Genomic DNA, 11,479 nt, shown 5'->3' with positions numbered 1-11,479 from the left:
AAGTGGCGGCTAAGTTAACGGCGAAGCTCAGGTCTCGCAAGTTTTTATGCGAATGGCTTAGCGTTTTTTGGTGGGTAGAGTGCCCATAGTTTTACAAATAATGCCGAGCATGACTTCATCGGCACCGCCGCCGATCGAGCCTAGGCGGCCATCGCGGTAGGCGCGCGCAATGGGGTTATCCCAAGTAAAGCCTTGGCCGCCCCAGTATTGTAAGCAGCTATCAGTGACTTCACGCATCAGGCGACCAGCTTTGAGCTTGGCCATTGAGGCGAGCATGGTGACGTTCTCACCAGCAATGTGTTGTTCGCAGACTGAATGTGTCAGGCCACGAAGTGCCTCGATCTCGGTCATCAGCTCAGCTAAGCGATAGTGCACCACCTGCTGATCGAGTAAGGGCTTGCCGTAGATCATCCGTGAGCGTGCGTAATCTACGGTGAGCTCAACACATTTGGTCATACCACCTAGGGCGCTGGCGGCGCAGAAAATACGCTCTTCTTGGAACTGCAGCATTTGCATCATAAAGCCCATGCCTTCAGTGCCGATCAAATTTGCCTGTGGCACGCGCACGTCATCAAAGAAAACCTGAGCGGTATCTGAGCTGCGCTGGCCTAGTTTATCAATGGGCTTGGAGAAGGAGATGCCGGGTGTTTTTGATGGCACAACAATCAATGATTTGTTGTTGTAAGGACCATCATCGCTGGTATTGGCGAGCAAGCAGAAGAAGTCGGCCTGTAAGCTGTTGGTGATCCACATTTTGCTGCCATTGATGACGTAATCGTCGCCATCTTTCACCGCTTTAGTTTTGATTGCGGCGACATCAGAGCCGGCATGCACTTCACTGACGGCAATCGCGGCCACCATTTCGCCGGCAATGGCAGGGCGCAGAAACTTATCTTTCAAGTAGTCTGAGCCAAAACGCGCAATCGCTGGCGTTGCCATGTCGGTTTGCACGCCAATGGCCATAGGAATACCGCCACAGGCGATGCGGCCTAGCTCTTCAACAACGACCATATTGTAGGAGTAGTCGAGGCCAGAGCCGCCAAACTCAACAGGCTTGTGCACGCCAAGTAGGCCGAGGTCGCCCATTTTTTTGAATAAATCATGGGCAGGAAAGCGGCCTGCTTCTTCCCAAGCATCAACGTGTGGATTGATGTTGTTTTCGACAAATTGGCGTGTTGTGCGGCGTAGAGCTTCGTGTTCTTCGGTAAAGCGCATGATGCTGTCCTCAAAAAAGGTTAGGCTCGCTAGCGGTAAGTGACGCTGGCGGTTAAGCGCGGTCGTCAGTGAAAAAAAATAGCTGCTAGGAAGTGTTCGACTAGATAGTCACGCGCTAACATAATGCGCAATATGACGCTTTGCAAAACTTTTTGCGAAATAAAGGTAATAAGACATGCTGAATACAGATTTTCCAGTGCTGAGCCAGCTCTTTGCTCAAGCAGAGTTACAAATGAGTAGCATCAGTTTGGCGCTATTGGCCGCTGCTGGCTTGCTTATGACTGGTTTGTTGACGGGCCTATGGAAGTATTTAGCGATAGCGATGAGCCCTCAGTCGCGCGCGCCGTATTATGTTGATATCGCGCATAGATCATCGCTGATGTATTCGTTTTCGGCACTTTTGGTTGCATCTTTGGCGGCATTGAGTCCATTTTCGCCGACGATAACCTGGTGGGCTACCGCTGGGCCGCTATTCTTCTTTGCTAGCGCTGTAGTGACTTACATGATCCATGGCTGGCTAAACGACACGCGCAACCAACTCGCCAAGCCCTATGTGCTCGGTAAGAGCCATTTGCCTGGCGTGTTGGTTCACGGTTTTATGGGTGTGTTAGCGCTGGTTGAAATAGCTGGTGTGACTGTTTTGGCAGTGGGCGCCTGCAAAACCTTGTGGCCGTTGTTATAACAGCACTCGCTAGAGGTATTTCGCTAGTAGGCTACGGCCATCAAGCTGGGCGTTCATCACCGTCATAAAGGTGTAGGCGCCCATCAATTTGCGGCTCAAAAACATAAACTCTTTTGGCGGTACGCTAAAGTGACGGCTCGCCGCTGAGCGCGCGGCTTGGGTTGCCGCACGTTTATGCAGCATGCTTTTTGCCCAGCAATAATGGCCGTCGGCGTTGAGGATTTCAGCTGGCACAAACTCATTGGCTGCAAAAGGCTCGAAGGCCAGTAGCGCTAGGTCAAGAAAGCCTTCGCGGACATTGGGCTGTAAGTTGTCGAGGAAGCGGAAACCCGTCATGGCCGCCATCATGGCTTGGCGATCACGATTAAAGCAGGCGCGGGTTAGGTTGCGCGCCAATGACAGTAACTCTTCAGGGAAGTCGCGGACGGCACCAAAATCTAGCAGGACGATTTGATCATGCTCGCCGTCATCGCTCAATTTGACTAAGTAGTTGCCGAAGTTGGGATCGGTTTGTAGTCGGCCCCAAACGAAGACTTCGCGGCAGCAAATTTCCAATGCGGCGAGCGAGATGGCATCGCGGCGAGCTTGTGGCAGCGCCATCACGATGCTGCTATTGACTGGTACGCCGGTTTCAAACGACATCACAATGAGCTTGTCGCCACAGTATTCGGGATAGATTTTCGGCACGATAAAGCGCGGATCATCTTTTAGGTAATCGCCGAATAACTGCGTGGTTTCGGCTTCCAGCGGGTAGTTGACCTCGCGATGCATCATCATCCGAACTTCATCGAGCCAGTCTTCAAACTCGCGCGTTTGTGGCACGGCGCGAGTGAGTTTGAGCATGCTGGTGACAAGGTTTAAGTCGCTATCGATGGCGTCGGCAACGCCGGGATACTGAATTTTCAGCACCATTTCTGCGCCATCGCTACGACGTTTGGCGCGATGCACTTGCGCTAAAGATGCAGCACCTAATGGTTCGGGGTTAATGATTAAGTCGTCGAAACGATCGCCGAGTTGCTCACGCACGATGGGTTCGAGAGTCGCCCATTCCAAAGAGGCGGTGGAGTCATTGAGCTTGTGCAGGGCAGAGGTGATTTCTTCGGGTAAAAAGTGTTCGCCATAAAGTGCCATCATTTGGCCAATTTTCACCACGCTGCCTTTGAGCTGGCCAAGTTCGCCAACGAGGTATTCGGCCTGTTCAGCTAAGGCTTGGCGGCGGGCAGTGGCGCGATTTTCAGGTGCTGAGAAAAATGAGCCTGCGGCAGAGGCGGCCATGCGCGAGCCAGCGACAAATGAGGCTTTAGCGATGGAAAAGCGGCGCTCAAAGGCACCGGTTTTTAAGCGTTTTAGGCGATCATCGACCATGAATTAACGATCCTTGCGGTTACTTTATGCACGCGAGTTTAACGCACTTGCTGCCAAATGCCGTCGATCTCTGTGACTACGCCGTCTTCAGCAAGCTTGAGTAAGTGCGCCCAGAGGCTGAAACGCGCAATGGGGTGCAAATGCGGTGAGACATCGTCATAAACAATGGGCACCCAGTCGGCGAGGCTGGCTGGCGGGTGTTTTGCCAGCGCAGCTATGACTTTGTTTTCGCGCTGCAGGCGGTGCGCTACGGTGCCTGCGACTACAGCTTCGGCATTGGCCATCACGGTGCCATGCCCAGGTAGCAAGTACTCAATGCCGCGATCTAAAAGCTTATTCAGTGAGCGAACATAATCGCCAAGGCGGCCATGTGGCGGAATGATGACCACGGTTGAGCCTTGGATAATATGGTCACCAGTAATCACCCATTGCTCATCGGGGCAGTGAAAGCAGAGATGATTTTCGACATGCCCAGGCGTATGGATGACCTCTAGCGGCCAGCCCAGCTCCTGAAAGCGATAGCCGTCGGCCCAAATCTCTTCAATCACGGTATCGCGATCTTGGCTGGGGTCTTCGGCTAAAGGCGGCATGCCACACACTCGCGCGCCAGTAGCGGCGACCAGCGCCTGCGTGCCCGGCGAATGGTCGCGATGCGTGTGGGTGAGCAAGATATGCGTCAGCGCCAAGCCGGCCTCGGCGATGGCTGCCAGCATGGCTGTTAAATGCGCGTCATCGGCAGGGCCTGGATCAACCATGGCTACGCAGCTTTGGCCAATCAGCAGATAAGTATTGGTGCCAGGCCCAGTCATGATGCTTGGATTGGCCGCAGTAATACGCCACACGCGAGCACTCAGGCGTTGATGACTGTCGGCAATAATAGGCAGGGTGGTGGCGTCGGCTAAAACCATAAACGTCTCTTTGCTGTCTAATGCAGACAATCATTTGTACGATTGCCCGCTGGAGTTGAGGGCGTGACTATACTATGCCCATGCTATTTCGCTATGTAGGAGCTCTCATGCTGATTATTGTGTCGCCGGCCAAAACCTTGGACTATGAAACGCCACTGCCAGCCTTTGTCGCGCCGACTCAGCCGCAATACGTTAGCGAAGCTGCCGAGCTTATCGATGTGCTGAAAGAAAAAACGCCCGCTGAAATCGCCAGCTTAATGAGTCTCTCCGATAAGTTAGCGAGCCTTAATGTTGCGCGTTATAACGAATGGCAGCCATCCTTTGGTGCGCCAGAAGCACGCCCTGCGTTATTTGCCTTCAAAGGTGATGTTTATACCGGCCTTGATGTCTCACGCTTTAGCGCCGATGACTTAATTCAGGCCCAGCAGCATTTGCGCATACTTTCAGGGCTTTATGGCCTATTGCGTCCGCTCGACTATATGCGCCCATATCGCTTGGAAATGGGCACTGACTTGAATAACCCTCGCGGCAAAAATCTCTACGAGTTTTGGGGCGATCAGCTCACCGAGGCGGTAAACACCGCCGTAGCTGAGCAGGGCGACGAAGTTTTGGTGAATCTGGCATCGCAGGAATACTTTCGCGCCATCCAGCCGAAAAAGCTGCAGGGGCGCTTAATTACGCCGCAATTTCGTGATGAAAAAAACGGTCAATTCAAAATCATTAGCTTTTTTGCCAAAAAAGCTCGTGGCCGAATGGCGGCGTGGCTAATCCAAGAGCGCATTAGTACGCCTGAGGCACTGCTAGATTTCGATATTGATGGCTATCGCTACGATGCCGCGCTGTCGCGGCCCGAGTCGCCGGTATTTACTCGATCCGAGGCCGATAAAGACGCCGCTGCTTAAGACTTTTGTCTACCGTTTATCCACATTTGACGCACTAAGTATGACAACACTGGTCGGAGCTGGTGTAAAACCGTAAACTTCGCCCCATCTAAAATGCCCCGTGAGGTTCTCTATCGTGTCTGTCGATACCATTAAAGCACTGCAAGCCGACCATTTTGGTCGTTGGAAAAACCGTGAAGCCATTGCCGAATCGATGATTCCGCAGATTGGTAATTTACACCGTGAAAACAACGTCATCGTTACGGTATTTGGTCGCGCTTTAGTGAATCGCTCGGTGATTCAAATCCTCAAGTATCACCGTCGCGTGCGCATGATTGCTGGCGATTTGTCGGTGGTCGACACTTTCCCTATCTTGGAAATGGTAAAAAGCCTTGGTCTCGGTGCCTGCCAAGTTGATATTGGCAAAATCGCTATCGACTTCCGCGAACATGGCGCTGGTCAAGACCTGCGCGCCTTTGTTGAGAAAGCCGTTGCGCCAGGCGTTGGCCTGAAGTCCTTAGGCGAGCCACGCGATGTCGTGCTTTATGGCTTTGGCCGTATCGGTCGTATTTTGGCGCGCTTGCTCATCGAGAAAGCCGGCAACGAAGGCGGCCTGCGTCTGCGTGCCATCGTGGTGCGTAAAACTACCGATGGCGACCTACAAAAACGTGCGTCCTTGCTGCGCCGTGATTCTATTCACGGCCCATTCGAAGGCACGATTTCGGTCGATGAAGAAAACGAAGCGATCATCGCCAACGGCAACTTCATTAAAGTCATCTATGGCAGCAACCCAGAAGATATCGATTACGCAGCTTATGGCATCAACAATGCCTTGCTCATTGATAACACTGGCAAGTTAAAAGACAGCGAAGGCCTTGGCCGTCACTTGAAATGCCCAGGCGTTGCTCGTGTGGTTCTTACCGCGCCAGCCAAAGGCGACATCAAAAACATCGTTTATGGCGTAAACAGCGACAGCATTACTGATGCCGACACCATTTTGTCTGCGGCTTCATGCACTACCAACGCCATCACACCGATATTGAAAGTGATGAACGATCAGTACGGCATTTCGTCTGGTCACGTTGAAACCGTGCACTCATTCACTAATGACCAAAACCTGATCGACAACTACCACCCGGCAGACCGTCGTGGTCGTTCGGCAGTATTGAACATGGTTATTACCGAAACTGGTGCCGCGAAAGCCGTTGCTAAAGCCTTGCCTGAGTTGCTGGGCAAGCTCACTGGCAATTCGATTCGCGTACCAACACCGAATGTGTCCATGGCTATTTTGAGCCTGACCTTAGATACAGCAGCAAGCCGCGAAGAGCTCAATGAGTTCTTGCGTAATGTCTCGCTGCATTCAAGCCTGCAAGAGCAAATCGACTTCACCAACTCAACCGAAGTCGTTTCGACCGACTTTATCGGTTCGCGTTCGGCCGGTGTTTTTGATGCCCAAGCCACCATCGTTAACGGCAACCACGCCAATCTCTATGTCTGGTATGACAACGAGATGGGCTATAGCTGCCAGGTCATGCGCATTGCCGAGCAAATTGCTGGCGCGCACTACCTAACGTTGCCGCTAGAAGGTTAATCTAGTCGGGCTGAGTGGAGGCATATACCCCCACTCAGCGTTTTATAAGGCCTTGCGCCTGCTGCTTTAGAACAATAAGTATCGGACCGTGCCACGCAAGGCGTGACGGTGAAGATTAGTCTTAGACGCGCTGGAACCCACCATGATTAAAATCAAACGAGGCCTCGACTTGCCTCTGTCTGGAGCGCCCAAGCAAGCCATTAGCCGTTCGCCTGCCGTTCGCTCAGTGGCCATTGTTGGTGCCGACTACCCTGGCTTACAGCCCACGATGCAAGTCGCCGAAGGCGATAGCGTTCGTTGTGGCCAAATTCTTTTCAGTGACAAAAAGAACGCTCAGGTCGTATTTACTGCCCCTGCCAGCGGTCGTGTGCGCGCAGTGAACCGCGGTGCTCGGCGTGTATTTTTATCGCTGGTTATCGATATCGATCCAACAATCGATGATGTCGAAAAATTCACGGCGCACAGTGTTGATGCCTTGTCCTCATTGAGCGCGGAAGCTGTCACCGAGCAACTGCGTGTTTCCGGCTTATGGACTGCGCTACGCACGCGACCATTCAGCAAAGTGCCAGTGCCAGGCACTACGCCATCGGCGCTATTTGTTAATGCCATGGATACCAACCCACATGCCGTACAGCCAGCGCTGGTCATCGCTGAAGATGAACCTGCCTTTGTTAATGGTCTGGCGGTGTTGGCTCGCTTAGGCGCACCAGTCATTGTTGCGAAAGCGCCGACAGATACTTTCAGCACCGGTAATGCCCGTGCTGAAACTTTCAGTGGTCCACACCCAGCAGGCCTAGTCGGCACGCATATGCACTTCGTTGCGCCAGTATCAGCGCAGCGCCAAGCCTGGCATTTGAATTATCAAGATGTGATGGCGATTGGCCGTTTATTTGTCACGGGTTGCCTCGATAGCCAGCGCGTAATTGCGGTTGCCGGGCCAGTAGTGAAAGAGCCGCGCCTAATTCGCACCGTCGTTGGTGCCAACATCACTGAGATGCTCGATGGCGAACTCGTTGCTGGCGAAAACCGTAGCATTTCGGGCTCGGTATTGTCGGGTCGTCAGGTGCGTGGGGCTGAGGCTTACCTAGGTCGCTACCACTTGCAAGTGTCTGCATTAGAAGAAGGCCACGATCGTGAGCTGCTGCACTATGTGCGCCCCGGCACTCACCGCAGCTCAGTGCTGAACTTGTACTTAGGTAAGTTCTTAAAACGCGAATTTGCCTTCACCACGAGTACTAATGGCTCCGAGCGCGCCATGGTGCCAGTAGGCACCTATGAGGCACTAATGCCTTTGGATATTCTGCCAACTCAGCTTTTACGTAGTCTGATTGTTGGTGATGATGACCAAGCTATCGCCCTTGGCGCTCTCGAGCTAGATGAAGAAGACTTGGCGCTGTGCACCTATGCATGCCCAGGAAAATACGAATACGGTCCCATCCTTCGTGATGTTTTGACCCGCATTGAGAAGGAGGGTTAAGCCGTGAGTTGGGTAAAAAATAAACTCGAACAAATGGCGCCAGATTTCCAAAAAGGCGGCAAACACGAAAATTGGGCGGCGCTATTTGAGGCCGTAGACACCTTCTTTTATAGCCCGAAGCAAGTCACCCATTCAGCAGCGCACGTGCGCGACTCTATCGACTTGAAGCGCATCATGATTTTGGTGTGGATGGCAACATTCCCAGCCATGATCATCGGCATGTGGAATATCGGCAACCAGTCATTAACCGTACTTGGCAATGTGCCTGGCGGCACCCCTGATATGGCCGTTGATGCTTGGCGTGTCTGGTTGATCTCGCTGCTAGCGGGCTTCGATGCCACCAATCTCTGGCACTGCTTTATTTATGGCGCCACTTTCTTTGTGCCAATTTATCTGACCACATTCATTGTCGGCGGCTTCTGGGAAGTGTTGTTTGCGCAAAAGCGTGGCCATGAAGTCAACGAGGGTTTCTTCGTTACGTCCATCCTGTTTGCGCTGGTTTGCCCGCCGACTGTACCGCTCTGGCAAGTTGCTCTCGGCATCACCTTTGGTGTGGTTATTGCCAAAGAAGTCTTTGGTGGCACTGGCAAAAACTTCGTTAACCCGGCCTTGTCTGGTCGCGCATTCTTGTTCTTTGCTTATCCAGCGCAAATGTCTGGCGACACCGTCTGGACTGCTGTGAATCCAGCGCTTTGGGGGCAGGCTATCGATGGTTGGACTGGCGCTACTGCACTGGGTCAAGCCAAAGCTGCGGGCATTGAGGCGATTCAGCGCGTAGGTGATGGCGGCTTGCAAGCTATTACGTGGATCGATGCTTTCATCGGCAATATCCCCGGCTCCATGGGTGAAGTGTCGACCTTGGGCATCGCTATTGGCGCGGCGATTTTGCTGGCCACGCGAGTTGCCTCATTCCGCATCATGGGCGGTGTGATGATCGGTATGATCGCCACCACCTCGCTATTTAACGCCATTGGCTCCGATACCAACCCGATGTTTGCCGTGCCGTGGTACTGGCATTTAGTCCTCGGCGGCTTTGCTTTCGGTATGGTGTTTATGGCTACCGATCCGGTATCGGCGGCAATGACACATAAGGGCCGTTGGATTTTCGGCATTGTCGTTGGCGTCATGGTGGCACTGATTCGCATCGTCAACCCGGCCTATCCCGAGGGCATGATGTTGGCGATTCTGTTTGCTAATTTGACCGCTCCGCTGATCGATTATTTTGTAATGCAGTCCAATATTAAGCGGAGGATCGCGCGCAATGGCTAATGAATCTCAGCTAAAAACCATCACCGTCGCGATCGTATTGTCGGTGGTTTGTTCGGTGGCGCTAGCGGCAGCAGTGACCTTGCTCAAGCCCATCCAGCTCAAAAACCAAGCGCTCGATAAGCAACGCAAGATTTTGGCCGCTGCTGGTGTCTTGGCCGAGGGTCAAGGCGATGCCGCCGAAGTCGGTACGGAGTTTAAAAAGTTCGAGCGCTATCTAGTCGACCTGAATACTGGCGCCTACAGCCGTATTGAGCTCGATGACCGCTACGACCAGCGCAAAGCAACTAAGCAGCCTGAAAGCTCAATGCAGTTAGTCGGTGAGCAAGATGTGGCAGATATTAAGCGTCGTGCTGAAAAAGCCGACGTCTATGTGCTGCGTGATGAGCAAGGCCAGCTTCAGCGTTTAATACTACCAGTCTCAGGCTATGGCCTGTGGTCGACTATGTATGGCTATTTGGTGCTTGAAAAAGACGCCAATACGGTTGCAGGCATTACCTTCACTGATCAAGCCGAAACACCGGGCCTTGGCGGCGAAATTGATAATCCGAAGTGGCAGGCTCAATGGGTCGGCAAGCATGTTTATGGGCCTGAAGGGCAACCACGCTTACATCTGAAAAAAGGCGGAGTAGATCCCGCCAAGCCAGGTGCTGAGTACCAAATTGATGCTTTGTCTGGTGCCACGCTGACCAGTAATGGCGTTAGCAATATGGTGGAATTTTGGATGGGCGACTTAGGTTTTAAAGCGTTCCTAAGTAAAGTCCGCGAGTCAGGAGTGTAATCATGTCCGATCAAGTCCCGGTCAAATCGATTTTATTAGGCCCTATCCTCAATACCAACCCGGTGATTTTTCAGGTGTTGGGCATCTGCTCGGCGCTAGCAGTTACTTCCAATATGAACACCGCTTTAGCGATGTCGATTGGTCTAACGGCAGTGGCCGCGTTTTCTAGCCTTTTTGTCTCGATGATCCGCAGCGTCATTCCAAACTCCATTCGCATTATTGTGCAGATGGTGATTGTTGCGACCTTGGTGATTATTGTGGATCAAGTTTTGCGCGCCTTTGCTCCCGGCATTGCCAAGCAAATGTCGGTGTTTGTTGGTTTGATTATCACCAACTGCATCGTCATGGGTCGCCTAGAAGCCTTTGCCATGAAAAACCCACCCACGCTGAGCTTTATCGACGGCATAGGTAACGGTCTAGGCTATTCCGCGCTACTCATGCTGGTGGCCTTGATTCGTGAAGTTTTGGGCTCAGGCACATTCTTCGGTCTCACCGTGCTGCCAACAGTAAGCAATGGTGGCTGGTATGTCCCCAATGGCTTGCTATTACTGCCGCCATCGGCATTTTTCTTGATCGGCTTGATCATCTGGGCGCTGCGCTCCTGGAAAACTGAGCAACAAGAAAGCACCGAATTCCGTATCGCGCCCAATACGCGCGCGACGCCGACACACTAAGGTAGGAGAGAGATTATGTTGGAGCATTACCTTAGTCTGTTTGTGCGTGCAGTGTTCATTGAGAACATGGCGCTGGCATTTTTCCTGGGCATGTGTACTTTTTTAGCGATATCGAAAAAAGTTACTACAGCGTTCTCTTTAGGCATGGCTGTGGTGGTGGTGCAAACCATCACTGTGCCAGTCAACAACTTGATGTGGCAGTACTTTCTGAAAGAAGGCGGGCTGCAGTGGACAGGTCTAGAAGGCGCCAGTGCTATTGATTTGAGCTTCTTATCGCTGCTCACGTATATCTGCACGATCGCTGCCATGGTTCAGGTCATTGAGATGGCGTGCGATAAATATCTGCCGGCGCTGTACAACGCGCTTGGCATTTATCTGCCATTGATTACAGTGAACTGCGCCATTTTAGGTGGCTCTTTGTTCATGCAAGAGCGTGACTATAACCTACCGGAATCGGTGGTTTATGGTGTTGGCTCGGGCGTGTCATGGGCGTTGGCCATTGTGCTATTGGCGGCAATTCGCGAAAAACTCAAATACAGCGATGTGCCCGGCGGCATGCAAGGCCTTGGCATCACCTTTATCTCGGTAGGACTAATGGCTCTTGGCTTTATGTCCTTCTCCGGCATTCAACTTTAAGGA

At 52.4% G+C, this 11,479-nt stretch carries 11 protein-coding genes; 8 read left to right on the top strand and 3 right to left on the bottom strand.

What is annotated here, in order from left to right:
- Positions 1–57: 57 nt before the first annotated feature.
- Positions 58–1,215, bottom strand: coding sequence for an acyl-CoA dehydrogenase family protein (locus AC3DKE_RS02480; RefSeq protein ID WP_484216541.1), 1,158 nt, complete (start codon positions 1,213–1,215; stop codon positions 58–60).
- Positions 1,216–1,390: 175 nt separating this feature from the next.
- Between AC3DKE_RS02480 and AC3DKE_RS02475 the strand changes: the two genes are divergently transcribed.
- Entirely contained in the window at positions 1,391–1,897 is a 507-nt protein-coding gene (locus AC3DKE_RS02475) for a hypothetical protein (protein WP_340676389.1), read from the top strand.
- A 9-nt stretch (positions 1,898–1,906) separates the two neighbouring features.
- On the opposite strand, the gene AC3DKE_RS02470 is transcribed toward AC3DKE_RS02475, so the two are convergent.
- Together AC3DKE_RS02470 and AC3DKE_RS02465 are read right to left on the bottom strand one after the other, a co-directional pair.
- Positions 1,907–3,262 (bottom strand): ABC1 kinase family protein, encoded by a 1,356-nt coding sequence (locus AC3DKE_RS02470; RefSeq protein ID WP_484216543.1) that lies wholly within the window; start codon positions 3,260–3,262, stop codon positions 1,907–1,909.
- Positions 3,263–3,300: 38 nt separating this feature from the next.
- Positions 3,301–4,170, bottom strand: a complete 870-nt coding sequence (locus AC3DKE_RS02465; RefSeq protein WP_379069905.1) for an MBL fold metallo-hydrolase — start codon at positions 4,168–4,170, stop codon at positions 3,301–3,303.
- Positions 4,171–4,277: 107 nt separating this feature from the next.
- Here AC3DKE_RS02465 and yaaA point away from each other — a divergent pair, with 107 nt between their 5' ends.
- The 7 genes from yaaA to nqrE all read left to right on the top strand — a co-directional run bounded on the left by yaaA (position 4,278) and on the right by nqrE (position 11,476).
- Positions 4,278–5,072 carry a peroxide stress protein YaaA gene (gene yaaA / locus AC3DKE_RS02460; protein ID WP_487989979.1) on the top strand — a complete coding sequence of 265 codons (795 nt, stop codon included), beginning with the start codon at positions 4,278–4,280 and terminating at the stop codon, positions 5,070–5,072.
- A gap of 115 nt (positions 5,073–5,187) precedes the next feature.
- On the top strand, positions 5,188–6,642 hold the full coding sequence (locus tag AC3DKE_RS02455; RefSeq protein WP_340676393.1) for a glyceraldehyde-3-phosphate dehydrogenase: 1,455 nt from the start codon (positions 5,188–5,190) through the stop codon (positions 6,640–6,642).
- A gap of 142 nt (positions 6,643–6,784) precedes the next feature.
- Positions 6,785–8,119: a Na(+)-translocating NADH-quinone reductase subunit A gene (locus AC3DKE_RS02450; RefSeq protein ID WP_379069900.1), complete on the top strand. Its 1,335-nt coding sequence runs from the start codon at positions 6,785–6,787 to the stop codon at positions 8,117–8,119.
- 3 nt (positions 8,120–8,122) lie between these two features.
- Positions 8,123–9,388: an NADH:ubiquinone reductase (Na(+)-transporting) subunit B gene (locus tag AC3DKE_RS02445; protein WP_379069897.1), complete on the top strand. Its 1,266-nt coding sequence runs from the start codon at positions 8,123–8,125 to the stop codon at positions 9,386–9,388.
- Positions 9,381–10,166 carry a Na(+)-translocating NADH-quinone reductase subunit C gene (locus AC3DKE_RS02440; protein WP_340676396.1) on the top strand — a complete coding sequence of 262 codons (786 nt, stop codon included), beginning with the start codon at positions 9,381–9,383 and terminating at the stop codon, positions 10,164–10,166. The genes AC3DKE_RS02445 and AC3DKE_RS02440 overlap by 8 nt, the downstream gene beginning before the upstream one ends.
- 2 nt (positions 10,167–10,168) lie before the next feature.
- Positions 10,169–10,840: an NADH:ubiquinone reductase (Na(+)-transporting) subunit D gene (locus AC3DKE_RS02435; protein ID WP_379069894.1), complete on the top strand. Its 672-nt coding sequence runs from the start codon at positions 10,169–10,171 to the stop codon at positions 10,838–10,840.
- Between the two features lie 18 nt (positions 10,841–10,858).
- Positions 10,859–11,476 carry an NADH:ubiquinone reductase (Na(+)-transporting) subunit E gene (nqrE, locus tag AC3DKE_RS02430; RefSeq protein WP_340676505.1) on the top strand — a complete coding sequence of 206 codons (618 nt, stop codon included), beginning with the start codon at positions 10,859–10,861 and terminating at the stop codon, positions 11,474–11,476.
- Positions 11,477–11,479 lie beyond the last annotated feature (3 nt).

Source organism: Paraperlucidibaca sp. (assembly GCF_982810325.1).
The sequence above is the reverse complement of the archived record's forward strand: the minus strand, read 5'-3'. Positions and strand labels throughout refer to the sequence as shown.

Excerpts from the sequence above, each read along its gene's own strand:
- AC3DKE_RS02435 (WP_379069894.1), top strand. The coding sequence starts at position 10,169 with ATGTCCGATCAAGTCCCGGTCAAATCGATTTTATTAGGCCCTATCCTC.
- AC3DKE_RS02440 (WP_340676396.1), top strand. The coding sequence starts at position 9,381 with ATGGCTAATGAATCTCAGCTAAAAACCATCACCGTCGCGATCGTATTG.
- AC3DKE_RS02480 (WP_484216541.1), bottom strand. The coding sequence starts at position 1,215 with ATGCGCTTTACCGAAGAACACGAAGCTCTACGCCGCACAACACGCCAA.
- AC3DKE_RS02470 (WP_484216543.1), bottom strand. The coding sequence starts at position 3,262 with ATGGTCGATGATCGCCTAAAACGCTTAAAAACCGGTGCCTTTGAGCGC.
- AC3DKE_RS02465 (WP_379069905.1), bottom strand. The coding sequence starts at position 4,170 with ATGGTTTTAGCCGACGCCACCACCCTGCCTATTATTGCCGACAGTCAT.
- AC3DKE_RS02450 (WP_379069900.1), top strand. The coding sequence starts at position 6,785 with ATGATTAAAATCAAACGAGGCCTCGACTTGCCTCTGTCTGGAGCGCCC.
- yaaA (WP_487989979.1), top strand. The coding sequence starts at position 4,278 with ATGCTGATTATTGTGTCGCCGGCCAAAACCTTGGACTATGAAACGCCA.
- AC3DKE_RS02475 (WP_340676389.1), top strand. The coding sequence starts at position 1,391 with ATGCTGAATACAGATTTTCCAGTGCTGAGCCAGCTCTTTGCTCAAGCA.